The organism is Streptomyces sp. NPDC028910, from assembly GCF_055564955.1.
The window spans coordinates 94,633-121,002 of the sequence record NZ_JBVHVF010000018.1 but is presented as its reverse complement, the minus strand read 5'-3'; the positions used below and the strand labels follow the sequence as shown (position 1 = coordinate 121,002).

The following is a 26,370-nucleotide window of genomic DNA, read 5'->3' as shown; positions in this document are numbered from 1 at the left end:
TCCAACGTCTAGTCAGAACGCCCGCAAGATGGTCGACTTGGGCTACTACTGAAACGCGTTCTCGTCAGAGGGCGGCGGCGACAGGGGAGGGCTCATGCCGGAGGACACGTCACCGAGCACGTCAGACGTCACCGATCACGGCGGAGGCGTGTGGGGGATCAAGGTCCCCATCCCCGACAACCCCCTCGGGCACACCCTCGTCCACGTCCTCGACACCGACCGCGGCCCGGTCCTCGTCGACACCGGCTGGGACGACCCCGAGTCCTGGGACACCCTCGTCGCCGGCCTCGCCGCACTCGGCATCGCCGTCGCCGACGTCCACGGCGTGGTCATCACCCACCACCACCCCGACCACCACGGCCTGTCCGGACAGGTCCGCGAGGCGTCCGGCGCCTGGATCGCCATGCACGCCGCCGACACCGAGGTCGTCGTACGCACCCGCGCCTCCGAGCCCGGCGTCTGGTTCGACTACATGAGCGCGAAGCTGGCCGCCGCCGGAGCACCCGAGGAACACATCGCTCCGCTGCGCGCCGCCCGCGCGAGCGGCCGGATGCGGACCCTGCCCGGCCTGCGCGCCGCGGTCCCCGACCGGGAGATCGTCCCCGCCGAGCTGCTGCCCCTCGCCGGGCGCCGGCTGCGCGCGATCTGGACCCCGGGGCACACCCCCGGCCACGTCTGCCTGCACCTGGAGGAACAGCACCCGGCGAACCTCCCCGGCAACGGCCGCCTCTTCTCCGGGGACCACCTGCTGCCCGGGATCTCCCCGCACATCGGCCTGTACGAGGCCCCGGAGGACACCCGCGTCACCGACCCCCTCGGCGACTACCTCGACTCCCTCGAACGCGTCGGCCGTCTGGCGCCCGCCGAGGTGCTCCCGGCCCACCAGCACGCCTTCACCGACGCTCCCTCCCGCGTACGGGAGCTGCTGGAGCACCACGAGGAACGGCTGTCCGGGCTGTGGGCGCTGCTGGCCGAGCCACTGACCCCGTGGGGGCTGGCGGAGCGCATGGAGTGGAACCGGCCCTGGGAGCAGATCCCGTACGGCTCCCGCAATATCGCCGTCTCCGAGGCGGAGGCGCACCTGCGGCGGCTGGTGAAGCAGGGCCGCGCCGAGGCGGTCCCGGGCACGGACCCGGTGACGTACCGGGCGCTGTGAAAGAGCGGGCGCTGTGAAAGAGCGGGCGACAGGCACGGGCAGGAGGCGCGGCAGAGGGTACGGCACGGTTACGGGTAAGGGGTACGGGTAAGGGGCACCCGCATCCGGCGCCCCCGGGTGCGCACCCTACGTGCCGGTACAGTGAGCCCGTCGTCCACACTTCCGTACGGGGGGAAGCCGGTGCGAATCCGGCGCTGACCCGCAACCGTGACCCACTCCCGGCACACACCCCCGGGGCGGGGAGCCGGAATGCCCTGTACCGGAAGTGCGCGGCTCGTGCCGCCGGGTCCTCCGGCGGCCGGCACCGTCGAGGTAAACGGAGCCGGAGCCCGGTGCCTGTGCGTGCCTGCCTTCGGTTCCCCAGCAGGAGAGGCACCCGCCCCCATGATCGTCCGTCGCAGCGCCGCCGCGCTCGCCGCCTCCGCCGTGCTCTGCGTGGGCGTCGCCCCCGCGGCCCTCGCCGACACCGCGCCGCCCGCCTCGCCCTCCGCGCCTGCGGTCATCCCCTCCGGGCTCTACGGCAAGAACGACCCCACCTACGACGGCGTGTGGCGGCAGTCCTTCGCCCTGCTCGCCCAGCACACCGTCGGCGTCAAGCCCGCCCGGCAGGCCGTGGACTGGCTGGCGGGCCAGAGCTGCGCCAACGGCGGCTTCGCCTCCTTCCGCGCGGACGCGGGCGCGGCGTGCGACGCGACGACGATGCTCGACACGAACGCCACCGCGGCGGCCGTGCAGGCGCTGAAGGCGCTCGGCGGCCAGGACGCGGCGGTCAAGAAGAGCGTCGACTGGCTCAAATCCGTCCAGAACGAGGACGGCGGCTGGAGCTACGTACCCGGCTCCCCGAGCGACGCCAACTCCACCTCCCTGGTGATCAGCGCGCTGGCCGTGGCGGGCGAGAAGCCGGCCGAGGTCACGTCGAAGGCGGGCCGGTCCGCGTACGAGGGCCTGCTCTCCTTCCAGCTGGGCTGCGCGGCCGAGCCGGCCACCGACCGGGGCGCCTTCGCGTACCAGCCGGCCGACGGCAAGCTGCTCGCGAACGCCGACGCCACGGCCGCGGCGACGCTCGCCGGCCTCGGCAAGGGCGCGGCCGTCGTCCCGTCCGCCACGGACACCCCGGCCACGGCCCTGGCCTGCCCGGCGGGCGCCGCCGACCCGGCGGCCGCCGCCCAAGGCGCGGCCGGCTACCTGGCCGAGGCCCTCAAGAAGGACGGCCACCTCACGGCCGTGACCCCGGGCGCGGAGCAGCCCACCCCGGACACCGGCAACACCGCCGACGCGGTGATCGCCCTGGCCGCGGCCGGGCACAAGCAGTCGGCGGCGGGCGCGCTGGAGTGGCTCAAGGGCAACTCGGCCGAGTGGGCGAAGGGCAGCCCGGCGGGCCTGGGGACGCTGATCCTCGCCGCGCACGCGACGGGGACGGACCCGAAGTCCTTCGGCGGCACCGACCTCGTCGCGGCGCTGAACGCGACGGGCCCGGCCCCGCAGGGCGCGGACACGTCCGCGACCACCGTGGACGGTGAGGAGGACAAGCCCTCCGGCGGCCAGAACGTCTGGTGGATCATCGGCGCGGGCGCCGCGGCCGGTGTGGGCATCGGCATCCTGCTGAGCGGCCGCCGGAAGAAGAACCAGCTCTGATGCGCCGTCGCCCGCCCGCCCTCGCGTTCGCCCTCGCGTTCGCCCTCGCGCTCGGCGTCGTCCTCACCCTCACCGTGGTGGCCGCCGCCCCGGCCCTGGCGTCGAGCTACCGCTACTGGTCTTTCTGGGACGGCGCGGGCGGCCGGTGGGCGTACGCGTCCGTGGGCCCTTCGACGGCCCGTCCGGCGGACGGCTCGGTGCAGGGCTTCCGCTTCGCGGTGAGCAAGGACGCAGCGGCCGAGGCGGCGCAGCCGCGGGCGGCGGCGGACTTCACGGCGATCTGCTCGACGACCCCGGCGGCGGAGGGCAAGAAGCGGGTGGCGCTGGTCATCGACTTCGGTGTCCCGGCGGACGCCGCGGCGGGCGACGCCCCGCCGCAGCCGGAGCCGCGCACGGCCTGCGCGCAGGTGGCCCCGGAGGCCACGGCGGCCGAGGCACTGGCGGCGGTCGCGAAGCCGCTGCGCTACAACAGCGCCGCGCTGCTCTGCGCGGTCTCGGGCTACCCGAAGCAGGGCTGCGGCGAGCCGATGGCCGACGCGGCCTCCACGCCCGGCTCGGAGTCCGGCAGCGGCCCGTCGGCGGGCGTGCTGGCCGGCGCCGCAGCGGTGGCGGCCCTGGCCGGCGCCGCCATCTGGCAGTCCCGCCGCCGCCCCCGATGACACCCCCCACCACCCCGCCCCCCGACGACGCCCCGGCCCCGCCCCCACCGCCGGACGGCCCCACCACCACCGCCGCCGCGGCTCCGGCAGCTCCCGCGGCTCCGGCCGAGTGCCGGGGCTCCGCCCAGGAGCCCGCGCATCGAACGCCGGCGGGGCGGGCTTTTTCAGCCCGTCCGGCGTTTGAGGACCGGGTCCGGGCAGAGCCCGTGCATCAAGCCCGCGGCCGGAGTGCGGCCCGCACAGGTGCGGTGAGGTACCCCAGCCCGCCGGAGGCCCGGGGCGGATCCACCGGAGCCGCACCCGGCGACGTGACCCCGCCCCCGCGGAGCCGGCCCGGGGCGCCGGATCCCTCGCACCGGTCGACGTACAAGAGGTGGAGCGCCCCGCACGCCGGTCGTGCCTCGGCCCTGCACGCGGGAGCCTGGTGGCTCTGGGCCCTCGGCCTCGCCACCGCCGCCTCCCGCACCACCAACCCCCTCCTCCTCGGGCTGGTCATCGGCGTCGCCGGATACGTGGTCGCGGCCCGCCGCACGGACGCGCCCTGGGCCCGTTCCTACGGGGCCTTCCTCAAGCTCGGCCTCTTCGTCATCGGCCTGCGCCTGTTCTTCTCCATGCTCCTCGGCTCCCCCCTCCCCGGCTCGCACACCCTCTTCGCCCTGCCGGAGCTCCCCCTCCCCGCCTGGGCCCAGGGCATCCGCCTCGGCGGCAGGGTCACCGCCGAGCAGCTCGTCTTCGCCTTCTACGACGGCGCGAAGCTGGCCACCCTCCTCATCTGCGTCGGCGCCGCGAACGCCCTCGCCAATCCGGCCCGGCTCCTCAAGTCCCTCCCGGCCGCCCTCTACGAGGCCGGGGTCGCCGTCGTCGTCGCCATGACCTTCGCGCCGAACATGGTCGCCGACGTCGTCCGCCTGCGCACCGCCCGCCGGCTGCGCGGCCGCCCCACCGGCGGGGTGAAGGCCGTCCTGCAGATCGGCCTGCCGGTCCTGGAGGGCGCCCTGGAACGCTCCGTCGCCCTCGCCGCTTCGATGGACGCGCGCGGGTACGGGCGTACGGCGCAGGTCCCGCCCGCCGTCCGGCACACCACCAACGTCCTCACCCTCGGCGGTCTGCTCGGCATGTGCGCGGGTACGTACGGGCTGCTCGCCGCGCAGGGGGCCGCGTACGGGCTCCCCGTGCTCGGCATCGGCGTCGTCCTGGCCCTCGCGGGCCTGCGGCTCGGCGGGCGCCGGTCGGTGCGGAGCCGCTACCGGCCCGACCGCTGGGGGCCGCGCGCCTGGCTCGTCGCCGGATCGGGCGCGGCCGTCGCCGTGCTGCTGATCCGCGCCGCCGCCCTCGACCCCGCCGGTCTGCACCCGGGCGTGGTCCCGCTGGTGGCCCCCGCGCTCCCGCTGTGGCCGGCGGCCGCGATCCTGATCGGCCTGCTGCCCGCCTTCGTGGCACCCGTACCGCCGCCGCCCAAGGAGGCATCGCGATGATCCGCTTCGAGCAGGTGTCGGTCACCTACGAGGGTGCGACCGGCCCCTCCCTCCGGGGCGTCGACCTGACCATCCCCGAGGGGGAGCTGACGCTGCTGGTCGGCCCCTCGGGGGTCGGCAAGTCCACCCTGCTGGGGGCGGTCTCCGGGCTGGTCCCGCACTTCACGGGCGGCACCCTGCGCGGCCGGGTCACGGTCGCGGGGCGTGACACGCGTACGCACAAGCCGCGCGAGCTCGCGGACGTGGTGGGCACGGTCGGCCAGGATCCGCTCGCGCACTTCGTGACGGACGTGGTGGAGGACGAGCTGGCCTACGGCATGGAGTCCCTGGGCCTGCCGCCCGCCGTGATGCGCCGCCGGGTGGAGGAGACCCTCGACCTGCTGGGGCTGAACGATCTGCGCGACCGGCCGATCGCGACGTTGTCCGGCGGCCAGCAGCAGCGGGTCGCGATCGGCTCGGTCCTGACCCCGCACCCGAAGGTGCTGGTGCTGGACGAGCCGACGTCCGCGCTGGACCCGGCGGCGGCGGAGGAGGTCCTGGCGGTCCTCCAGCGCCTGGTCCACGACCTGGGCACCACCGTGCTGATGGCGGAGCACCGGCTGGAGCGGGTGGTCCAGTACGCCGACCAGGTGCTGCTCCTGCCCTCCCCGGGCGCGGCGCCGGTCCTCGGGAGCCCGGCGGACGTCATGGCCGTCTCCCCGGTCCACCCGCCGGTGGTCTCGCTGGGTCGCCTCGCGGGGTGGTCCCCGCTCCCCCTGTCGGTCCGCGACGCCCGACGCGCGGCTGCGCCGTTGCTCACCCGCCTCTCGGCTCCCGCCGGGGTACGCAGCCTCTCGGGCCCGGCCCCGGCTTCGGCCCACCGCGCGCACCGGCTGCCCTTGCCCGCCCCGGCCCCCGAACACCCCGCGCAGCCGCTGCCCGCCCCCGCCCGCGGCGCCGCCTCCCAGGGCTCCGCCCCGGACCCCGCGCCTCAAACGCCGGCGAGGCTGAATCTGCCGCCCCAGCCCGACGGGACCCCGCCCGGAGCGGGGCTGGGCGTGCTGCCCGACCCCGCCCGCGGCGCCGCCTCCCAGGGCTCCGCCCCGGACCCCGCGCCTCAAACGCCGGCGGGGCTGAATCTGCCGCCGCAGCCCGACGGAACCCTGCCCGGAGCGGGGCTGGGTGTGCTGCCCGACTCCGCCCGCGGCGCCGCCTCCCAGGGCTCCGCCCCGGACCCCGCGCCTCAAACGCCGGCGGGGCTGAATCTGCCGCCGCAGCCCGACGGGGCCGTGCCCCGACCCGTGCCGTGTTCAGCCTCGCCGGCGTTTGAGGCGCGGGGGTCTGGGGGCGGAGCCCACAGCAGCGGAGCCTCCGGGCTGTTTTCGCGCCTGCTGCGCCGGAGCAAGCCGAGCCCTGCCCCCAGCCCCGCGCCCGCCCCGGACAGGGGACCGGCCCAGGCCCGAAACCTCGGCGTACACCGCGGCCGCGTAGAGGCCCTGCGCGAGATCACCCTCACCGTGGCCCCCGGCGAGACCATCGCCCTCATGGGCCGCAACGGCGCCGGCAAGTCCACCCTCCTCTCCACCCTCGTCGGTACGGTCGCCCCCACCACCGGCGAGGTGACCGTCGGCGGCCGCACCCCCCACCGCACGCCGCCGCCCGAGATGGTGCGCCGCGTCGGCCTCGTCCCGCAGGAGCCCCGCGACCTCCTCTACGCCGACACCGTCGCCGCCGAGTGCGCCGCCGCCGACTCCGACGCCGGCGCGGCCCCCGGTACCTGCCGGGATCTCGTCTCCGCCCTGCTTCCGGGCGTCCCCGACGACATCCACCCCCGTGATCTCTCCGAGGGCCAGCGCCTGGCCCTTGCCCTGGCGCTCGTCCTCACCGGCCGCCCCGCCCTGCTGCTCCTCGACGAACCCACCCGCGGCCTGGACTACGCCGCCAAGGTCCGCCTGATCGAGATCCTGCGCGGCCTCGCCGCCGACGGCCACGCCATCGTCCTCGCCACCCACGACGTCGAGCTCGCCGCCGAGCTGGCCCACCGCGTGGTGATCCTGGCCGGCGGCGAGATCGTCGCGGACGGCCCGACCGCCGAGGTCGTCGTCTCCTCCCCCGCCTTCGCGCCCCAGGTGGCGAAGGTCCTGGCCCCGGGCCACTGGCTCACCGTGCGCCAGGTCGCCGAGGCCCTCGACGCGGCGGAGCCCCGATGAGCCGCCCCACCCGCCCCGTACCCCCTACCCGCCCCGTACGCCCTACCCGCCCCGCCCGCCCCATACGCATCGGCCCCCGCGCCGCCGTCGCCCTGATCCTCGTCACCCTCCTCGGCATCGCGGCCTTCGGCTGGCCGCTGCTCGCCGACCGCCAGTCCGGGCTGGCCCACTCCCAGGACGCCCCGTGGCTCTTCGCCGCGCTCCTCCCCCTCCTCGTCGCCGTCGTCGTCGCGACCATCGCCGACAACGGCATGGACGCCAAGGCCGTCGCGATGCTCGGCGTGCTCGCCGCGGTCGGGGCGGCGCTGAGACCACTGGGCGCGGGCACGGCCGGGCTGGAGCCCATGTTCTTCCTGATGGTGCTCAGCGGACGCGTCCTCGGTCCCGGCTTCGGTTTCGTCCTGGGCTCGGTGACGATGTTCGCCTCCGCCCTGCTGACCGGCGGGGTCGGGCCGTGGATGCCGTTCCAGATGCTGGCCATGGGCTGGTTCTCGCTGGGTGCCGGGTTGCTGCCCGGACCGGAGCGGATCCGGGGCCGGGCGGAGCTGCTGATGCTGGCCGCGTACGGCTTCGTGGGCTCGTTCGCGTACGGCACGGTCATGAACCTGCAGGGCTGGGTGATCCTGCAGGGCATGGGTCAGGGCATCTCCTTCCATCCGGGGGAGCCAGTGGCCGCGAATCTGGCGCGGTTCGTCGCGTACTGCCTGGCGACCTCCGTGGGCTGGGACCTGGGCCGGGCGGCGCTGACCGTCGTCCTGACGCTCACGCTCGGAGCCACCCTGCTGAAGGCGCTGCGGCGGGCGACTCGGAAAGCTGCCTTCGACGCGCCCGTCACCTTCGATTCTGGGGCGGAAAGTGGCCCGGACCACACTCGCAAAAGGGTATGAACGGTAGCGAAGAGTGACATTCGGGGCCCCTGCCGGTGACCCGCCCCATAGGACCCAGGTCACATACGAAACGCAATAGTAGGGATGGAGCGCCCCATTTGCACCCCTTCGTACGCGCCTCCACCTGCGCGGACGTTGATCACAACACCGCGGGGCCGCCCCTCCCCACCTGCGAGGCCCCGTAGTAAGAGGGGCCTTTGCCAGGACGTCCGGGCGTCTGTAGAACTGGATGAGTCGCAAGGCGGCAGGGGTACTTCACCCCCCGCCGACGAACCCCTCTCCTCCGCGTGAGTGGCTCACGCATGTCTTCGGCATGCCTGCGACCGCCCTTGTCCCCTTCGGAAGGTCAATCCGTGTCCAACTCCCTCATCCGCCGCATCGCCGCTTCCAAGAAGACCCTCACGGGTACCGTCGTCGGCCTTGCCGCCGCCGGTTCCATGCTGGCCGCCGTTCCCGCGCAGGCCGCCCCGTCGAGCGCCAAGGCGATCGCACAGCAGATGATCAAGGACCCGGCCCAGTTCGCCGCGTTCGACAAGATCATCTCGCACGAGAGCGGTTGGGACCACACGGCGACGAACCCGTCCTCCGGCGCGTACGGCCTGGCCCAGGCCCTGCCGGCCTCGAAGATGGCCTCGGCCGGCGCCGACTGGAAGACCAACCCGGCCACCCAGATCAAGTGGGGCCTGGACTACATGAACGAGCGCTACGGCAGCCCGGTCGGCGCCTGGAACTTCTGGCAGGCCAACCACTGGTACTAAGCCGCCAGCGGTAGAACAGCGGCAGCAGTAGCTGCAGCAGCGGCAGACACACGAAGGCCCCGGTGGCCGGCCTCCCCAGGTCCGGCCACCGGGGCCTTCAGCATCCCATCCCACGGGTTCAGAGGCGCCTGCGCACGCGGCTCACAGGCGCTGGATGATCGTGCCGGTCGCCAGCGCGCCGCCCGCGCACATGGTGATCAGCGCGAACTCCTTGTCGCGGCGCTCCAGCTCGTGCAGCGCGGTGGTGATCAGCCGGGCGCCGGTGGCGCCGACCGGGTGGCCGAGCGCGATGCCGCCGCCGTTGACGTTTACCTTCTCCAGGTCCTGGTCGAAGACCTGGGCCCAGCTGAGGACGACGGAGGCGAAAGCCTCGTTGATCTCGACGAGGTCGATGTCCCTGAGGGACATCCCGGCCTTGCCGAGCACGGCCCGGGTCGCGTCGATCGGCCCGTCCAGGTGGTAGTGCGGGTCGGCGCCGACGAGGGTCTGGGCGACGATCCGGGCGCGCGGCCGCAGTTTGAGGGCGCGGGCCATCTTGCGGGAGGCCCACATCACGGCGGCGGCCCCGTCGGATATCTGCGAGGAGTTGCCGGCGGTGTGCACGGCGGTGGGCATGACCGGCTTGAGCCGGGCCAGGGCTTCCATGCTCGTGTCCCGCAGGCCCTCGTCCCGGTCGACCAGGCGCCACATGCCCTGCCCGGCGGCCTGCTCCTCCTCGGTCGTCGGCACCTGCACGGCGAAGGTCTCGCGCTTGAACCGCTCCTCGGCCCAGGCGGCCACGGCCCGCTCCTGCGACAGCAGGCCCAGCCTGTCGACGTCCTCGCGGCCGAGGCCCCGGTGGCGGGCGATCCGCTCGGCGGCCTCGAACTGGTTGGGCAGGTCCACGTTCCACTCGTCCGGGAACGGCTTGCCGGGCCCGTGCTTCGACCCCGACCCCAGCGGCACGCGGCTCATGGCCTCCACCCCGCAGGCGATGCCGATGTCCATGACCCCGCCGGAGATCATGTTGGCGACCATGTGGTTGGCCTGCTGGGAGCTGCCGCACTGACAGTCCACCGTCGTCGCGGCGGTCTCGTACGGCAGTCCCATGGCGAGCCAGGCGTTGCGGGCGGGGTTCATCGACTGCTCGCCGGCGTGGGTGACGGTGCCGCCGACGATCTGCTCGACGCAGTCGGGCTGGATTCCGGTACGGGCCAGCAGTTCGCGGTAGGTCTCGCCGAGCAGGTAGGCGGGATGGAGGTTGGCGAGCGCGCCCCCGCGCTTGCCGATGGGGGTGCGTACGGCTTCGACGATGACGGGTTCCGCGGCCATGAGCTCGTCCTCTCCTGCACAGCGCCAGCGCGGCGGGCCGTCCCGGCGCCCCGCCTGAACTAGTACGCGTTCTAGTTCTCCCCCGCAGTCTTATGACCTGGGCCCCGGCACGCAAGGGTCTTGCACGCGGCCTGCACGGATTCCACACGCAACAGTTGATGCGCCGACCCTTGTCACTTGTAGAACTCGTTACTACCTTCGAGCCAACTTCTGATGGTCCGTCAGACTTTGGAGTTGCCCCGATGTCCTGCCCCGCGCTGCCCGAAGGCTTCGACGCCACCGACCCCGACCTGCTCCAAAGCCGCGTCCCGCTCCCGGAGTTCGCACAGCTGCGGCAGACCTCGCCGGTGTGGTGGTGTCCGCAGCGGCGGGGTGTCACCGGCTTCGACGACGAGGGCTACTGGGTCGTGACCCGGCACGCGGACGTCAAGTACGTCTCCACGCACCCCGAGTTGTTCTCCTCCACCACGAACACGGCGATCATCCGCTTCAACGAGCACATCCAGCGTGAGCAGATAGATGCCCAGCGACTGATCATGCTGAACATGGACCCGCCGGAACACACCCGCGTACGCCAGATCGTGCAGCGCGGTTTCACCCCGCGGGCCATCCGCGGGCTGGAGGGGGCCCTGCGGGACCGGGCCCGGAAGATCGTCGAGGAGGCCTCGGCCACGGCGGCCGACGGCAGCTTCGACTTCGTCACGCAGGTGGCGTGCGAGCTCCCGCTGCAGGCCATCGCCGAACTGATCGGCGTACCGCAGAAGGACCGCGCCAAGATCTTCGACTGGTCGAACAAGATGATCGCCTACGACGACCCGGAGTACGCGATCACCGAGGAGGCCGGCGCCAATGCGGCGATGGAGCTCATCGGCTACGCGATGAACCTGTCCGCCGCGCGCAAGGAGTGCCCGGCCAAGGACATCGTCACCCAGCTGGTGGCGGCGGAGGGCGAGGGCAACCTCGGATCGGACGAATTCGGCTTCTTCGTCCTCCTCCTGGCGGTCGCCGGCAACGAGACCACGCGCAACGCCATCAGCCACGGCATGCACGCCTTCCTGACCCACCCCGACCAGTGGGAGCTCTACAAGGCGACCCGGCCGGCCACCGCCGCGGAGGAGATCGTGCGCTGGGCCAGCCCGATCGTGTCCTTCCAGCGCACCGCCACCCAGGACACCGAACTGGGCGGCCAGAAGATCAAGGCGGGCGACCGGGTGGGGCTGTTCTACTCCTCCGCCAACCACGACCCGGAGGTCTTCACCGATCCCGGCGTCTTCGACATCACCCGCGACCCCAACCCCCACCTCGGCTTCGGTGGCGGCGGCCCGCACTTCTGCCTCGGCAAGTCCCTGGCCGTCATGGAGATCGACCTGATCTTCAACGCGCTGGCCGATGTCCTGCCCGACCTCCGCCTGACCGGCGAGGACCCGCGCCGCCTGCGCGCGGCCTGGCTCAACGGCATCAAGGAGCTCCGGGTCAGCCACGGCTGACCTTGGATCCAGGACGGCAGGGACCACTCCTCCCACGCCCCGGCCCCTGCCGTCCACTGGCCCCGGCAATTCCAGCCCCGCCCCGGCAATTCCAGCCCCGCCCGGGCAAATCCAGCCCCGCCGCGCAAAATCCAGCCCCGCCGGCGTTTGAGGCGCGGGGGTCTGGGGGCAGCGCCCCCAGCAGCCGGCCCGCACCCGTCCGAGTGGCGGCCCCACCCGAACCGGGTGATCCTTACAGACAGCGGCGATCCAGCCGAAGGGGCGCCAGGGCCCAGCTGCCCCGGCGCCCCTTCGGCCCGCGCGAGCCGAATGCGCGACCCCCACCCCGGTGCCAGACTGAAGTCATGACCACGCTGAGCCAGTCGTTCCGGGGCCGGCTGGTACGTCCGGAGGACCCCACGTACGACGAGGACCGCCGGATCTGGAACGGCTCGATCGACCGCTCCCCCGCCCTCATCGCCTACTGCACGGGCGTCGCGGACGTCATCGAGGCCGTGCGGTTCGCCACCGGACCCTCCGCCGGCCTGCCGCTGGCCGTACGCTCCGGCGGTCACAGCTTCCCCGGCCACTCGGTGTGCGACGGCGGCATCGTCATCGACCTCTCGGCCATGCGCGGCATCCGCGTCGATCCCGAGGGCCGCACGGCCCGCGCCCAGGCGGGCGTACTGCTGGGCGAGCTGGACCACGAGACGCAGGCGTTCGGCCTGGCCGTACCCTCCGGGATCGTCACGCACACGGGCGTGGCCGGGCTCACCCTCGGCGGCGGCATCGGCTGGCTGATGCGCAAGTACGGGCTCGCCGTCGACCAGTTGCTCTCCGTGGACCTGGTCACCGCCGACGGGACGTACCTGAAGGCGAGCGAGGACGAGAACCCGGACCTCTTCTGGGGGGTGCGGGGCGGCGGCGGCAATTTCGGCATCGTCACGGAGTTCACCTTCCGCCTCAACCCGGTCGGGCCGATCGTGCTGGCCGGTCCCGTCATCTGGCCGATGGCCGAGTCGGCGCGGCTCCTGCGCTTCTACCGCGAGTGGATCACCGACGTACCGGACGAGCTGACCACGGCGGTCGTCCACCGCAAGGCACCGCCGCTGCCGTACATACCGCCGGAACTGCACGGGAAGCCCGTGGTGATGGTGGTGTGCTGCTACGCGGGGCCGGTCGAGGAGGGTCAGGAGGTCCTACGGCCGCTGCGCGAGGCCGGGCCGCCGCCCGTTCTCGACCTGTGCGGGCCCAAGCCGTTCACCGCGCACCAGGCGATGTTCGACCCGTCCTACCCGCACGGCCGCTGGTACTACTTCAAATCGTGCGACGTCGAGCGCCTCACGGACGAGGTCATCGACATCACCGCCGAGCACGCGGCGCGCATGGCGTCCCCGCTCACGGCCTTCCCGATCTTCCAGCTCGGCGGCGCCATCGCGCGTGTCGGCGAGCAGGAGACGGCGTTCACCGGACGCGGCGCCGGCCACACCTTCAACATCAACCCCACCTGCGAGGACGCGACGGGCTTCGACGAGGAGCGGGAGTGGGCGCGCGGGTTCTGGTCCGCGCTCTCGCCCCACCACTCGGGCGTGTACGTCAACTTCCTCATGAACGAGGGCGAGGAGCGCGTCCGGCAGGCCTACGGCCCGGAAAAGTACCGCCGCCTCCAGGAGCTGAAGCGGCGCTACGACCCGGGCAACCTCTTCCGCCTCAACCAGAACGTCCCGCCGGCGGCGTGACCGTAGCCGTGGCCGTGGCCGTGGCCGTGGCCGTGGCCGTGGCCGTGGCCGTGGCCGTGGCCGTGGCCGTCAGGAGGTCCGGGCCGGGGCCCGGACCGGTTCCCCGCCGGCCCGTTCCCCGCCGGCCCGTTCCCCTCCGGCCTGTTCCGCTCCGCCGCGCCCCCCTCCGGCCTGTTCCTCCCCGGTCCTGCGCTGCGCCGGGAGGCTCACGTGCAGCCCCCGCGGCCCGGACAGCGCGTACACGAGCGCGAAGCCGGCGGTCACGACGGCCGCCCCGCCCACCGCGTCCAGCACCCAGTGGTTGGCGGTCGCGACGATCGCGCACACCGTGATCAGCGGGTGCAGCGCCCCGAGCAGCTTCTGCCAGCCCTTCGGCGCCAGCACCACGATCACGACCCCGCACCACAGCGACCAGCCGAAGTGCAGCGAGGGCATCGCCGCGTACTGGTTGGAGATCGCGGTCATGGCCCCGTACGACGGGTTGGCCAGGTCCTGCGGTCCGTGCACGGTGTCGACGAAGCCGAGACCGGGCATCAGGCGCGGCGGCGCCAGCGGGTACAGCCAGAAGCCTATGAGGGCCAGGACGGTGGCCAGGCCCAGGGAGGCCCGGGCCCAGCGGTAGTCGCCCGGGCGCCGCCAGTACAGGACCGCCAGGATCGTCAGCGGGACCACGAAGTGGAAGGAGGTGTAGTAGAAGTTGAAGAAGGCCTCCAGCCAGGGCGTGTTGACCACCGCGAGGTTCACGGCGTGCTCGATGTCGAGGCCCAGCACCCGCTCCATCCCGAGGATCTGGCTGCCGTTGCCCTCGGCGAGCGAGCGGCTGGTGGGGGCGGCCGCCCGGATGTGCGAGTAGAGCGAGTAGCCGACCCGTATCAGCAGGAGTTCCAACAGCAGGTTCGGGCGGGACAGCACGCGCCGCCAGAACGGCAGCAGGGGAACCCGCGCCCAGCGGGCCGCCGCCGGCCGCCCGTAGGCGGTCGGGACGGGCTCGCGCCAGTACGGCGACGAGCGCGGCAGGAACGGTACGGCGCAGGCCGCGGCGACCGCGGTGAGCAGCAGCACGTTGTCGCGTACGGGGGCCAAGGCGGCCAGGTTCGGCAGCAGCACGGCGCTCGGCAGGGTCATGGCGAGGACCACGGCCACCGGCCACACGGGCCGGTCGGCGGCGCGCTTGCCCACCTTGCCGGCGACGGCCAGCAGCACCCACAGCAGCTGGTGGCGCCAGCCGGCCGGGGACACGGCGACGGCCACGCAGCCGGTGACGGCGACGGCGAGCAGCAGCTGGCCGTCGTGGGCGTAGCGGACCGCGCGGCGCAGGCCGAAGAAGACGATGGCGGCCGCGAGGGCGACGTAGAGCAGGATCTCGGCGGGTCCGCTCAGGCCCAGGCGCAGCAGCGCGCCGTGCACGGACTGGTTGGCGAGGCCGTCGGGGGCGCCGCCGAGGCCGGTGCCGACCAGGTACTGGACCCAGTACGTCCAGGAGTCGCGCGGCATGGCCCCCCAGGACAGCGCGGTGGCTGCGGCGAAGGTCACGGCGGCGGTCCGGGCGGTGGGGCGGCGCCCGGTCAGCCACAGCAGCGGGGCGAAGAGCAGCAGTGCGGGCTGGAGCGCGGCGGCGAGGCCGACGAGGAAGCCCGCGGGCCGGTCGCCGGGCACGCGGAAGACGGCCAGGAGCACCAGCAGCACGGGCAGGACGGCGGTCTGGCCCGGGGAGGCGGCCTCGCGGACGGGCAGCGAGACCATCATCAGGGCCGTCAGCACGGGCGCTGCGAGCAGCGCGGTGCGCCGTGGCACGGGGTCGGGCAGGCCGCGGGCGGCGACGAGCCCGATGGCGGCGACGAACAGCAGCGTCACGCAGGTCCAGGCGACCTCCAGTGACGGCGCGCCGAAGCCGACGAGCGGTTTGAGGACCAGCCCCGCGAAGGGCGTGCCGGCGAATTGGCCGGTGTCGTACAGCGATCCGGGCAGGCTGCCGGGGAGGTGGAAGCCGCTGAGCCACTCTCCGGGGGGCACGCGCAGCACGGCGGCGGCCTGTCTGACGGCGAGGGCGCCCGCCAGTGCCCACAGGAGGAGACGTGCCGCCCCGAGCCTGCCGTTATCGCCTATGACCCCGGCATGTCCGTTCGCACCGCTGTGCTCTGCCGCGTTAGCCACGCCTCGCCGGCCTCCCGCCCTGTTGACCGCAACCCTGACTTTGCCTGGCTGCCGCGCTCCATTACCCGCACGACGATATCCCCCGCGGGATACCTAGGATGGCTCCCATGAGCATCGTGAAGATCAACGCACTGACGGTTCCCGCCGAGCAGCGGGAAGTTCTGGAGCGGCGCTTCGCCTCTCGGGCGGGGGCGGTGGAGGGTTCGGACGGGTTCGAATGGTTCGAGCTGCTGCGCCCGGTGGAGGGCACCGACCAGTACCTCGTCTACACGCGGTGGCGGTCGGAGGAGGACTTCCAGGCGTGGATGGAGGGGCCGATGAAGGCCGCTCACCAGGGTGGTGCCGCGGGCGGCGGGGAGGGCGGCGGCGAGCGGCCGAAGCCGGCGGCTTCGGCGTCGACGGTGTGGTCGTTCGAGGTCGTGCAGCAGGCGGCGCCGAAGAAGGCCTGACGGCTGGCCTGACTCACCCGGTTCGGGGGCTCCGGGCCCCGAACCGGGCCGTGTCGGCTGCGGCGCGGTACTGCGGCGCGATGCCTTGCAGTTGCCTTGCAGTTGCCTTGCAGTTGCCTTGCGGTGGTTTACCGTACTTTTGCCGTGCTTTGCGGTGCTTTGCGGAGCGTCAGCTCCAGAAGGTGTCTTCCTCGTCGATGTCCGCGGTGCACTGGTCGATGTCGGTGACCTTGTTGCCGACGATCGTGCAGAAGAGTCCTTGGCGGATCTCGATGCCGCGGTCGCCGCGGTCGCCGCGCGCCGTGTGGAAACTCATCACGTGCCCCCGCCCGTCCGCCAGCACCGATTCCAGGTGCACCTGGAAGGTGCCGTTCGTCTCCGCGCCGAGCCGGCGGTAGAGGTCGAGGACGTTCTCCCGCCCCTTGTGGTGCCCGGACAGCGGGTTGTTGCCGGGCACGTGGTAGATGACGTCGGCCGTGAACAGCGTGCTCAGCGTGTCCAAGTCACCCTTGGCGAAGGCCTCGTAGCCGCGGCGGACCAGGGCACAGTCGGGATGCTCTGACATGGCGTTTCACACCCTCCGGGTACGCGTTTTGTCCTTTTTCCTATCATCAGCCCGCCCTTGTGGATATTCCACGCGGGAGTTCCACCGCGACCTCCACAATGACCCCATGAACACTCACAGCGAGCACCGCACGACAACAACAGCCACCAGGACGTGGGCCGTGGCCCCCGAGCCGTTCACCACCCCGGATGCCACGCTCCTGCGCCGCGCGTACTACGCCGAGGTCGCCGGCCGGTACTGGAAGCGGCAGGTCACCGAGGCCGAGATCGATCAAGGGCTGCTGGACTTCCCGGACGACGGGCTGGTCCCGCCGACGGGCCAGTTCGTCGTCGGCCGGTGGGGCGGCGAGCCAATGGCGTGCGGCGGGATACGCCTGCTCGACCCTGTCACCGCCGAGCTCACCCGGGTGTACGTCGACCAGCGCGCCCGCGGTACCGGCGGCGGGGCGGCGCTGCTGGAGGTCCTGGAGGCGCAGGGCCGTGCGCTGGGCGCCGAGCGGGTCCGGCTGGACACGCGGTCGGATCTCGTGGAGGCCCGGGCGTTGTACGCGCGTCACGGGTATGCGGAGATACCCGCGTACAACTCCGGCCCGTATGCGCAGCACTGGTTCGAGAAGCGCCTGGTCTGATCCCTCGCGGACACCCCCTAGCGCGCGGCGTGGTCCCGCCGGGGTGCGGAGTCGTAGGGCTCCTCGGCGTCGGAGCCGCAGAGCTCCCTGTTGATCTCCTGGACCAGCTTGACCAGGTCGGTCGGGCGGTCGGGGCCCCACCAGTCACCGAGCAGTTCGGCGAGGGACTCCTGCCGCGCCTCGGCGAGCCTCGCAGCGGTCTCGCGCCCCCGGTCGGTCAGGATCAGCGCCAGCCCGTCCCGGACGGCGAGCCCGCGCTCCTCGACCTGGCGGCCGGCGTCCGTGATGGCCTTCAGTGGCACGTTGGTGCGCTCGGCCAGCATGGCGGGCTCGGCAGAGCCGTATTTGTTGATCCGCAGCAGCAGCCAGCTGGCGGCGGGCAGCAGGTCGTAGCCGGCCTTCTCGGTGATCTTCTCGTAGACGTGGCGGCGGCCCTCGCGGGTGCCGAGGACCGACAGCGCGCGGGCGACCTCGTCGTGTGAGGAGCGGTGCACGGGATTGGAGGCGAGGGTTTCGGTCACATCGGGTGCGGTGACCGAGCCGCGGAGCTTGTCCTCGTTCAGGAAGCAGGCGACCACGAAGGCGACCAGCACGATGGGCGCGGCGTAGAGGAAGACGTCGGTGATGGCGGTGGCGTAGGCGTCGAGCACGCGGGGGCGGAGCTCGGCGGGGAGTGCGCCGATGGCGCGGGGGTCGGCCTCCAGCTGCGCGACGCCCGCGCCGGGCGGTAGTTGGACGCCCGCGAGGCCGGCGGCCAGTTTGTCGTCGAGCCGGTTGGTGAAGACCGTGCCGAAGATCGCGACGCCGAAGGAGGCGCCGATGGAGCGGAAGAAGGTGGCACCGGAGGTGGCGACGCCGAGGTCGGCGTAGCGGACGGCGTTCTGCACCGCCAGGACGAGTACCTGCATGACCAGACCGAGTCCGGCGCCGAAGACGAAGAAGTAGGCGCTCATCTCCCAGGTCGAGCTGGTGCGGTGCAGCTGGTGCAGGAGGAGCAGGCCGATGGCGGTGATGGCGGTGCCGGTGAGCGGGAAGACCTTCCACCGGCCGGTGCGGCTGACGATCTGGCCGGAGGCGGTGGAGGCGATCAGCATGCCGAGCACCATGGGCAGCATGTGGACGCCGGACATGGTGGGCGAGACGCCTTGGACGACTTGGAGGAAGGTCGGGAGGTAGACCATCGCGCCGAACATCGCGAAGCCGACGACGAAGCTGATCGCCGAGCAGAGGGTGAAGGTGCGGATGCGGAACAGTCCGAGCGGCAGGACGGGTTCGGCGGCCTTGCGCTCCACGGCGACGAAGGCGACGAGCAGCACGGCGCCGAGGACGGCGAGGCCGATGATCCGGGCCGAGCCCCAGCCCCAGGTGCCGCCGAGGGAGGCGACGAGCACGAGGCACGTGGCGACGGAGGCGATGAGGAAGGTGCCGAGGTAGTCGATGGTGTGCTTCGAGGCACGCGCCGGGATGCGCAGGGCGGCGGCGATGACGAGGAGGGCGACGAGACCGATGGGGAGGTTGATGTAGAAGACCCAGCGCCAGGACAGGTGGTCCACGAACAGGCCGCCCAGCAGGGGACCCAGCACGCTGGTGGCGCCGAAGACGGCGCCGAAGAGGCCTTGGTACTTGCCGCGTTCGCGGGGCGGGACGATGTCGCCAACGATCGCCATCGACAGCACGATCAGTCCGCCGCCGCCCAGGCCCTGCAGCGCGCGGAAGCCGATGAGCTGGGGCATGTCCTGGGCGAGTCCGCACAGCGCCGACCCGATCAGGAAGAGGACGATGGCGTACTGGAAGAGCTTCTTGCGTCCGTACTGGTCGCCGAGCTTGCCCCACAGGGGGGTGGCGGCGGTGGAGGCGAGCATGTAGGCGGTGACGACCCAGGACAGGTGCGCCATGCCGCCGAGGTCGCTGACGATGGTGGGCAGGGCGGTGGAGACGATGGTCTGGTCGAGTGCGGCGATCAGCAGGCCCAGCAGCAGGGCGCCGATGGAGACGAGCACTTCCCGGGAGGCGTGCTCGGTGGCGGGTCCGGACTTCCGCGGGCCGGGACCGGGGTCCACGGCCTCCCTGGTCACATCCTGAGCCACGTTTCCTCCTCAGGCCGGATCAACATCTCCATCCTGAGCGGTGTGTCCGGTTATGGCCTCTCGGGCGGGTTGGGAGGGCCTTGACGGGTCTGCATAATCGCAGGCAACGGCCAGGGAGGGAGTCCAGTGAGCGGTGAGCACTGTCCGGATTGCGGCGTCGTCGGCGCCGGCTGCGGGTGTGCGCCGGGTGTGGGTTTCAACCCCTTGCGCATCCGTCCGTACGTCACGTTGCCGGACCCGGGCGAGCCGGACGCCCCGGCGTCCCCGCCGCCGATATCCGGCGTGGTGACCCCGGACCCGCGCCCGGTGGCGGCGCGGAACGACACCCCGGCGTACGGGACGCCCGTACCGCCGGTGCACGAACCGTGGCCGGACGTGCCGGAGCATGCGCCGCGCCCGGCCGACACGGCCCAGTTCCAGGCGATCCCGGACGCAGGGCACATATCCGGTGGCATCGATGGTGGCGGAGGGGGTGGGGGCGGGGGCCCGGAGGAGCGGACCGGCTCGGCGACCCGACGGCCGCTGGCGCTGCTGCTCGGCGCCGCTGCGGTGGTCGCCCTCGGCGGGACGGCCATGGCGGTGTGGGTGTTGCCGAGCTCCGCGGGCAGTGATGCCGCCCTGCTGGAGGCGAAGGCGACGGCGCCTGCGGTGAGCGCCGCTCCGGCGGCCCCGTCCGGGAGCCCGACGCCGGGCAGCCCGTCCGCCTCGGCCTCCCCGTCGCCGAGCGCCTCGAAGTCGGCGTCGCCGTCCCCGTCACCGTCACCGAGCGCGTCCCGCTCGTCGGCGCCCCCTTCAGCGGCCCCGTCGCCCAGCGCGAGCCGCTCCTCCAGCCCGCCGCCCGCGGCGGCCCCGATCCTGCGGTACGGGGACTCGGGTCCGGAGGTGGAGAAGCTGCAGCGGCTGCTCGCGGCGGAGGGCCTGTACCGGGGCAAGATCCACGGGAGGTTCGACACGAGGGTGGAGGAGGCCCTGTCGGAGTTCCAGTACGACAACGGCATCGACGACCAGGAGTGGGGCTTCTACGGCCCGGTGACCCGCAAGGCGCTGGAGGGATAAGGCTCACACGCCCGCTGGTGGCGCGGACCGCCCTTCGTTTTGTATCGTGTTGGAACAAAGTGGTTCCGTCCTCACTCCCTGACCGGTGGACGGAACCACTTGTTCTCTTTTCCCGCCCCGTCTGGAGCCCCGCGATGCCGGCCAGCACCACCACCGCACCCGTAGTCCTCACCGCCAAGGCGCTGCTCCTGGACATGGACGGCACGATCGTCAACTCCGACGCGGTGGTCGAGCGCTGCTGGCACGACTGGGCGGTGTCCCACGGTCTCGACCCGCAGGAGGCCCTGAAGGTGGTCCACGGCCGCCAGGGCTACGCCACCATGGCCGTGCTCCTGCCGGACCGCCCGATGGAGGTCAACCACGCCGAGAACGCGGTGATGCTGGCCCGCGAGACGGCCGACACCGACGGCGTGGTCCCGGTCGCGGGCGCCCCCGCGTTCATGGCGGCGATCGACGGCCTGCCGCACGCCCTGGTCACCTCCGCCGACGCCGCGCTGGCCGCGGCCCGGATGACCGCCGCCGCCCTGCCGATGCCCGCGGTACGGGTCACGGCCGAGTCCGTCCGGGCCAGCAAGCCCGACCCCGAGGGCTTCCTCAAGGGCGCGGCCGCGCTGGGCGTGGACCCGGCCGACTGCATCGTGTTCGAGGACTCGGCCGCGGGCATCGCCGCCGGCCGGGCGGCGGGCATGCGCGTGATCGGCGTGGGTCCCCGCGCGGCCGCCCACGCCCCCACGGCACACGTCCCGGACCTGACGCCCCTCCACATCACGACCACCCCCGACGGCTCGATCCGCATCACGCTGCCCCCGAAGGCCTGAGCGCCACAAACTCCGGCCCGGCCCGTGCACGGGGCGGCCTACGGCGCGATGCGGGCGGCGCGATCTGCGCGGCCCGAGGCGGGCAGCCCGAGGCGGGCGACCGCGTACTCCGGCGGTGCCTGCGGCACTCCGGCCATGGCGCGAACTACGGGATCCGCGAGGGGCCCGGCCCGGACCACCATGGCCGACCCCGCCCTCGTCGAGCTGGCGATCAGCTCCGACAGCGACGAGGCGGCCCGCGCCCGCGCGCTGCGGCTCCTGGGTTTCGCCGCCGACCTGCCGCTCCGGGCCGTCGCTGTACGGTCGCGGCTGCCGCTCGACCAGCTCGGCGGCCTGGTGTGCCCGGGCCGACCGGTGAAGGCGGCGCCGCTCGCCGGCGTGGGCGTCATCCTGGCCACGACCGTGGACCCGGACCGGTTTCCGGCGGGTGCCCGCGCGGGCATCGGCGCTGCCGCGAGCCCCGACCGGTCCTGGCGGGAAGCCCGCACCGCCCTCCGCTTCACCACCCAGCGCGAACCCGTCATCCGCTACGCCGACCTGGGCGCGCTGGCGCTCCTGGCCGACGTACCCCGGGACGTCGCGCGGGACAACGCCGATGTGGCCGCGATGGCCCGCATGGCTGACAGCCCGGAAGATCTGGGGACTCTGGATGCCTACTGCGCCACCGGCTCCCTGCGCCGGGCCGCTGATCTTCTCCACCTGCACCACAGCAGCGTCGCCCGCCGGCTGGAACAGATCGGAAGGACCCTGGGCATCGAACTCACCGAGCCCACCGGACTGATACGGGCCTCGCTCGCCCTCGCCGCATGGCGGCTCCTCGACGACTGAGGAACATCCGCCCCCGTCATCGCTGTTCCGTCCGACGGGTCCCTCACACCGGCCGCGGATTTCCCCGGCCGCGGCGGCGGCCTCCCTTACTGCCCCACCCGTCCGTCGATGCGCTCCCGCAGGAAGTCCGCGTGGCCGTTGTGGCGGGCGTACTCCTCGATCATGTGGACCAGGACCTCGCGGAGCTCCATCGGTTCACCGTCGTTGTCACCCGTGACGTCCATGCTGGGGGCCTGCGCGACGAGTTGTTCCGCGAAGGCGACTTCGGCTCGCCAGGTCGCCCACGCGTCCGCGACCACCGCCGGGTCGGCCACCGCGCCGGTGAACTCCCCCGCGCGGTCTTCCTCCGAGCGGTAGTGCCTGCGTACGTCCTGGCCTGCCATGACCTGCCGGAACCAGTGCTGCTCGACGCCCGCGAGGTGGCGTACGAGACCCAGCAGGGACAGGTCGGACGGTTCCACGGAGCGCCGCGCCAGGGCCTCCGCGTCGAGGCCCGCGCACTTGAGTTCCAGCGTCAGCCGTTGGTCGCGCAGGTAGCCGGCGAGCACGGCCCGTTCGCCCTGGAACCCTCCGTCGGTCCGGGTGTCCTCATCGGGGTGGACGAACATGTTGGACCAGCCGAAGTGCCGGTCCGACGCGGCGGCCACGGGCTTGATGGTGGGGCTGGTGGGGCTGGTGGGGCTGGTCTGGCTGGTGGGGGCGGCGGGGCCACTGGTTTCGGTCACGCGTACGAGCGTGATCCCTGTCCGTGCTTCCCGCAACGGAGTATCCGCCGCAGGTCCGGTCCCCCTGCTCCGCCCCCGGCCCGCCGCTCCCGGGTTCTGCGTTCCGCGCTCCGCGCTCCGCGTCCCACGTTCCGCGTTCCCGCCCCGATCCGTCAGCCCGCGATCGCCTCGTACAGCGAGAACACGGCCAGTGCCGCCATCACCGCGGCCGCGACCTTGGTGATCAGCCGCAGCGGCACGTACCTCATCAGGGTGCGCCCGCCCAGGATGCCGATGGCCGCGACCGCCCACAGGGCCAGCACGGCGCCGACCCCGACGGAGAGGGGGTCGTCATACCGCGCGGCGAGGTTGGCGGTCATGATCTGCGTCAGGTCGCCGAACTCGGCCACCAGGATCAGCATGAAGCCGGCCCCCGAGACCTTCCAGAAGGACTGGTCGGCGGGCGGCTTGATCTCCTCGTCCCCGTCGTCCTTCTTCAGGAGCAGCATGGCCGCCCCCAGGAGGAAGAGGATGCCGACGACGGCCTGGACGAGCCGGTGCGGGAGCAGCGTGAGCACGCTGCCGGCGGCGATGGCGAGCGCGACGTGCACGGCGAAGGCGGCGGCGACGCCCGCGAAGACGTACGAGGCGCGGTAGCGCGTGCCGAGCATCAGGCCGGCGAGGGCCGTCTTGTCGGGGAGTTCGGCAAGGAAGACGACGCCGAAGGCGATCGCCGTGATGCTGAAGCTGAACACGGGGGTGGAACCTCAATCGGTCGGGCAGGACGCCATCGGTACCGAGAGACCTGGGTGTGTCAGGGGTCGCTTCGGCTCGGCGGCGCCCTGGCGTGCGTATGCGCGTACGGAGAAACGCGCCTACGCCGGAACAGGACACTGCGGCCGAAGGTCTCGCTGGCCGGCCGCTGTCCGCGGCCTGCCTCCGGGCGCCGGCTGGGGTGACCCAGCAGTATGTCGACGGTCCGGCGAAGAGCTACTCCCCTTCTGCTCCGGACAGCGTACGTGACGCCCACGCCGGGGCGGAATGGGCCTTTGGTCCTGCCTTGACCCGGCCGATCCCTGCGGGTCGACCCTGATCCACGGCCACCTCGCCGCCCTCGCAGTCGCGGAAGCTCAACTTCCACTTAAATGCGAGCCGTTGCCCGCCTTGATGTGACGTGCTCATGTCGCCAGGCTGTCACCTGGCGCCCATCCCCGCGAAACCCGGCGCCGCCAGCATGGCCACGCCCCGCCGGGGCCGTACGGCCACACCCCCCGCACACAGGGAGCCCCTCATGGCACTCATACCCAGCGTCTACGCGCGTCGAATTGGCGTGCTCGCGTCAGCAGCCGCGCTCGCGGCACTCACGTCCCTCCTCAACGCCCCGACCGCCCAGGCCGCCCCGCCCACCCCCATGAGCGCCTCGGCCGCCCGCTCGTACCTGGCGACCGTCACGCCGAGGGCGGAAGGATCCACCACCGGCTACAGCCGCGATCTCTTCCCGCACTGGAGCACCGTCTCCGGCACCTGCAACACCCGCGAGACCGTCCTCAAGCGGGACGGCGTGAACGTCGTCCAGGACTCCGCCTGCGCCGCGGTGAGCGGCAGCTGGTACTCCGAGTACGACGGCGCCACCTGGACCGCCGCCTCGGACCTCGACATCGACCACGTCGTCGCGCTCGCCGAGGCCTGGCGTTCCGGTGCCAGCTCCTGGACCACCAGCAAGCGCCAGCAGTTCGCCAACGACCTCAGCCGCCCGCAGCTCATCGCGGTCACCGACAACGTCAACCAGGCCAAGAGCGACCTCGACCCGGGCGAGTGGCTGCCGCCGCGGACGGCCTACCGTTGTACGTACGCGCGGATGTGGGTCCACGTGAAGCAGTACTGGGGCCTGAGCATGGACTCCGGCGAGAAGACGGCCCTGGTCAACGTCCTCAACGGCTGCTGACGAAGCCGGCCGATCTTTCCCCCGTCAGGGGGAGGCGTGGCTCCCCCTCCCCGTCGTACCGTGATCGAAGGGGATACGGAGGAGGGGGAGTTACATGGCCGGACTGCGTCTGGGGCCGCTGCTACGCCACGTCGACTGGGACACGGGCGGATCGGCCACGATATGGGTCGAGGTGGACCGCCCGTGCACGGCCGAGGTGCGGTGCGCCGACGGGGCGGGCGGCAGTGTGCGCACCTTCCAGATAGCCGGTCATCACTACGCGCTGGTGCCGGTGACCGGCCTGACCCCGGGCGCGACGACGGCGTATGAGGTGCTGCTCGACGGCCGGCGGGTGTGGCCGCTGCCCGACAGCGGCTTCCCGCCGAGCACGATCACCACTCCGGCCGTGGCGGGCCCCGGCCGGCCCGCGACGGGGCTGCGGGTCACCTTCGGCTCCTGCCGGCAGGCCGCGCCGCCCGCGGGCCGGCACGGGCCGCACGGCGCGGACGCGCTGGACACCCTCGCGGCCCGGCTGGCGGCCGACCCGGAGGCGGTGCGCCCGGACGTCCTGCTGCTGCTCGGCGACCAGGTCTACGCCGACGCGTTGTCCCGCGAGACCCGGCAGTGGCTGGCGGCCCGGCGGGACCTGCGGGAGGCGCCCGGCGCCCAGGTCGCGGACTACGAGGAGTACACCCGGCTCTACTACGAGTCCTGGCTCGATCCGGACATCCGCTGGCTGCTGTCGACCGTGCCGAGCCTGCACATATTCGACGACCACGACGTCATCGACGACTGGAACACGAGCGAGGCCTGGCTGGCGGAGATGCGGGCGACGCCGTGGTGGCGGGAGCGTGTGCTCAGCGGACTGATGTCGTACTGGGTGTACCAGCACATGGGCAATCTCTCGCCCGCCGAGCTGGCGGCCGACGGGCTGTACGAGTCGATACGGCAGACCCCTGACGGTACGGACGCGCTACGGGCCTTCGCTTCCGCGGCGGATGCCGATCCGGGCACGGTGCGCTGGAGCTACCGGCGTGACTTCGGCCGGACCCGGCTGCTGATGGTGGACACCCGGGCGGCGCGGGTGCTGGCCGAGGACGGGCGGGCGATGCTCGATCCGGCGGAGCAGCAGTGGCTCCGGGAGAACGCCCTCGCCGGGCACGGCGGTTATGACCACCTGCTGATCGGGTCCTCGCTGCCCTGGCTGATGCCGCCGCTGGTCCACGATGCCGAGACGTGGAATGCCGCGCTGTGCCGCGGGGAGCGGGGGCCGCGGTGGGCGCGGATCGGGGAGGATCTGCGCCGGCGCAGCGATCTGGAGCACTGGGCGGCGTTCCCGGCGTCGTTCGCGGCGCTGACGGACCTGATCGAGGAGGTGGGGACGGGGCCGCGGGCGCCGGCGACGGTGTGCGTGCTGTCGGGGGACGTGCATCACGCGTATGTGGCCGAGCCTCGAATACCGAGTACGGCGCGGGTGTTCCAGTTGACCTGTTCGCCGGTTCACAATTCCATCCACACCGCCGTGAAGTGGGGTTTCCGGCTGGGCTGGTCGCGGACGGGGCGGTGGCTGGGGCGCGGTTTCTCCTTGCACGGGCGTACGGGGCGGCCTCCGCTGAACTGGCGGCGTACGGGCGGCCCCTGGTTCGGGAATCAGCTGATGACGCTGGCGCTGTCGGGGCGGACGGCGCGGCTGCGGCTGGACCAGGCGCGCAAGAACCGGGCAGGGGCGCGGCTGGTGACGGTGCTGGACCGGGAACTGACGGAGAGCCGACCGGGAGCTGACGGGGAGCTGACCGCGAGCTGACCGGGCCGGAGCAGGGTATCCGGCTGGCTCCGGCGGTGCGGGGCGGCGGAGTTGACGCGGCGGCGGTGTGGGAACCGC

At 72.9% G+C, this 26,370-nt stretch carries 22 protein-coding genes; 16 read left to right on the top strand and 6 right to left on the bottom strand.

Features of this window, described 5'->3' with window-relative positions; translation table 11 throughout:
- Positions 1-94 precede the first annotated feature (94 nt).
- The 7 genes from ACZ4TV_RS22310 (at position 95) to ACZ4TV_RS22280 (ending at position 8,759) form a co-directional block, all read left to right on the top strand.
- Positions 95-1,156, top strand: coding sequence for an MBL fold metallo-hydrolase (locus ACZ4TV_RS22310; RefSeq protein ID WP_468136469.1), 1,062 nt, complete (start codon positions 95-97; stop codon positions 1,154-1,156).
- Between the two features lie 384 nt (positions 1,157-1,540).
- Positions 1,541-2,791: a prenyltransferase/squalene oxidase repeat-containing protein gene (locus ACZ4TV_RS22305; protein WP_468136468.1), complete on the top strand. Its 1,251-nt coding sequence runs from the start codon at positions 1,541-1,543 to the stop codon at positions 2,789-2,791.
- Entirely contained in the window at positions 2,791-3,450 is a 660-nt protein-coding gene (locus tag ACZ4TV_RS22300) for an SCO2322 family protein (RefSeq protein WP_468136467.1), read from the top strand. The genes ACZ4TV_RS22305 and ACZ4TV_RS22300 overlap by 1 nt, the downstream gene beginning before the upstream one ends.
- Positions 3,451-3,857: 407 nt before the next feature.
- Positions 3,858-4,925, top strand: a complete 1,068-nt coding sequence (locus ACZ4TV_RS22295; RefSeq protein ID WP_468136533.1) for an energy-coupling factor transporter transmembrane component T — start codon at positions 3,858-3,860, stop codon at positions 4,923-4,925.
- Positions 4,922-7,114 carry an ABC transporter ATP-binding protein gene (locus tag ACZ4TV_RS22290; RefSeq protein ID WP_468136466.1) on the top strand — a complete coding sequence of 731 codons (2,193 nt, stop codon included), beginning with the start codon at positions 4,922-4,924 and terminating at the stop codon, positions 7,112-7,114. The genes ACZ4TV_RS22295 and ACZ4TV_RS22290 overlap by 4 nt, the downstream gene beginning before the upstream one ends.
- Positions 7,111-8,001: an ECF transporter S component gene (locus ACZ4TV_RS22285; RefSeq protein ID WP_468136464.1), complete on the top strand. Its 891-nt coding sequence runs from the start codon at positions 7,111-7,113 to the stop codon at positions 7,999-8,001. Before ACZ4TV_RS22290 ends, ACZ4TV_RS22285 begins: the two co-directional genes overlap by 4 nt.
- Positions 8,002-8,354: 353 nt before the next feature.
- Positions 8,355-8,759: an aggregation-promoting factor C-terminal-like domain-containing protein gene (locus ACZ4TV_RS22280; protein WP_468136462.1), complete on the top strand. Its 405-nt coding sequence runs from the start codon at positions 8,355-8,357 to the stop codon at positions 8,757-8,759.
- Between the two features lie 141 nt (positions 8,760-8,900).
- On the opposite strand, the gene ACZ4TV_RS22275 is transcribed toward ACZ4TV_RS22280, so the two are convergent.
- The gene (locus ACZ4TV_RS22275) at positions 8,901-10,070 is read right to left on the bottom strand and encodes a steroid 3-ketoacyl-CoA thiolase (protein ID WP_468136460.1); all 1,170 of its coding nucleotides are present in this window, start codon (positions 10,068-10,070) and stop codon (positions 8,901-8,903) included.
- A gap of 242 nt (positions 10,071-10,312) precedes the next feature.
- Here ACZ4TV_RS22275 and ACZ4TV_RS22270 point away from each other — a divergent pair, with 242 nt between their 5' ends.
- Both ACZ4TV_RS22270 and ACZ4TV_RS22265 read left to right on the top strand, forming a co-directional pair.
- Complete coding sequence (locus ACZ4TV_RS22270) at positions 10,313-11,557, top strand: cytochrome P450 (protein WP_468136458.1); 1,245 nt, start codon at positions 10,313-10,315, stop codon at positions 11,555-11,557.
- Positions 11,558-11,901: 344 nt separating this feature from the next.
- Complete coding sequence (locus ACZ4TV_RS22265; protein ID WP_468136457.1) at positions 11,902-13,275, top strand: FAD-binding oxidoreductase; 1,374 nt, start codon at positions 11,902-11,904, stop codon at positions 13,273-13,275.
- Positions 13,276-13,344: 69 nt separating this feature from the next.
- Here ACZ4TV_RS22265 and ACZ4TV_RS22260 read toward each other — a convergent pair whose 3' ends face one another.
- Positions 13,345-15,429, bottom strand: a complete 2,085-nt coding sequence (locus ACZ4TV_RS22260; protein ID WP_468136456.1) for a bifunctional glycosyltransferase 87/phosphatase PAP2 family protein — start codon at positions 15,427-15,429, stop codon at positions 13,345-13,347.
- Between the two features lie 107 nt (positions 15,430-15,536).
- Between ACZ4TV_RS22260 and ACZ4TV_RS22255 the strand changes: the two genes are divergently transcribed.
- On the top strand, positions 15,537-15,878 hold the full coding sequence (locus tag ACZ4TV_RS22255) for an antibiotic biosynthesis monooxygenase family protein (protein WP_468136455.1): 342 nt from the start codon (positions 15,537-15,539) through the stop codon (positions 15,876-15,878).
- A 169-nt stretch (positions 15,879-16,047) separates the two neighbouring features.
- Here ACZ4TV_RS22255 and ACZ4TV_RS22250 read toward each other — a convergent pair whose 3' ends face one another.
- Positions 16,048-16,443 (bottom strand): nuclear transport factor 2 family protein, encoded by a 396-nt coding sequence (locus ACZ4TV_RS22250; RefSeq protein WP_468136454.1) that lies wholly within the window; start codon positions 16,441-16,443, stop codon positions 16,048-16,050.
- A 106-nt stretch (positions 16,444-16,549) separates the two neighbouring features.
- Between ACZ4TV_RS22250 and ACZ4TV_RS22245 the strand changes: the two genes are divergently transcribed.
- The gene (locus ACZ4TV_RS22245) at positions 16,550-17,071 is read left to right on the top strand and encodes a GNAT family N-acetyltransferase (protein ID WP_468136453.1); all 522 of its coding nucleotides are present in this window, start codon (positions 16,550-16,552) and stop codon (positions 17,069-17,071) included.
- A 17-nt stretch (positions 17,072-17,088) separates the two neighbouring features.
- Here ACZ4TV_RS22245 and ACZ4TV_RS22240 read toward each other — a convergent pair whose 3' ends face one another.
- Positions 17,089-19,131, bottom strand: a complete 2,043-nt coding sequence (locus ACZ4TV_RS22240) for a DHA2 family efflux MFS transporter permease subunit (RefSeq protein WP_468136532.1) — start codon at positions 19,129-19,131, stop codon at positions 17,089-17,091.
- A gap of 231 nt (positions 19,132-19,362) precedes the next feature.
- On the opposite strand from ACZ4TV_RS22240, the gene ACZ4TV_RS22235 reads away from it, so the two are divergent.
- The 3 genes from ACZ4TV_RS22235 (at position 19,363) to ACZ4TV_RS22225 (ending at position 21,860) form a co-directional block, all read left to right on the top strand.
- Positions 19,363-20,214 (top strand): peptidoglycan-binding domain-containing protein, encoded by an 852-nt coding sequence (locus ACZ4TV_RS22235; RefSeq protein ID WP_468136451.1) that lies wholly within the window; start codon positions 19,363-19,365, stop codon positions 20,212-20,214.
- 134 nt (positions 20,215-20,348) lie between these two features.
- Complete coding sequence (locus ACZ4TV_RS22230; protein ID WP_468136449.1) at positions 20,349-21,032, top strand: HAD-IA family hydrolase; 684 nt, start codon at positions 20,349-20,351, stop codon at positions 21,030-21,032.
- A 135-nt stretch (positions 21,033-21,167) separates the two neighbouring features.
- On the top strand, positions 21,168-21,860 hold the full coding sequence (locus ACZ4TV_RS22225; protein WP_468136448.1) for a helix-turn-helix domain-containing protein: 693 nt from the start codon (positions 21,168-21,170) through the stop codon (positions 21,858-21,860).
- 86 nt (positions 21,861-21,946) lie between these two features.
- On the opposite strand, the gene ACZ4TV_RS22220 is transcribed toward ACZ4TV_RS22225, so the two are convergent.
- Complete coding sequence (locus ACZ4TV_RS22220; RefSeq protein WP_468136531.1) at positions 21,947-22,468, bottom strand: DinB family protein; 522 nt, start codon at positions 22,466-22,468, stop codon at positions 21,947-21,949.
- Between the two features lie 269 nt (positions 22,469-22,737).
- Positions 22,738-23,319 carry a TMEM165/GDT1 family protein gene (locus tag ACZ4TV_RS22215; RefSeq protein ID WP_468136446.1) on the bottom strand — a complete coding sequence of 194 codons (582 nt, stop codon included), beginning with the start codon at positions 23,317-23,319 and terminating at the stop codon, positions 22,738-22,740.
- A gap of 545 nt (positions 23,320-23,864) precedes the next feature.
- Between ACZ4TV_RS22215 and ACZ4TV_RS22210 the strand changes: the two genes are divergently transcribed.
- Positions 23,865-24,509, top strand: a complete 645-nt coding sequence (locus tag ACZ4TV_RS22210) for an HNH endonuclease family protein (protein WP_468136530.1) — start codon at positions 23,865-23,867, stop codon at positions 24,507-24,509.
- A gap of 94 nt (positions 24,510-24,603) precedes the next feature.
- Positions 24,604-26,292: an alkaline phosphatase D family protein gene (locus tag ACZ4TV_RS22205; RefSeq protein ID WP_468136445.1), complete on the top strand. Its 1,689-nt coding sequence runs from the start codon at positions 24,604-24,606 to the stop codon at positions 26,290-26,292.
- Positions 26,293-26,370 lie beyond the last annotated feature (78 nt).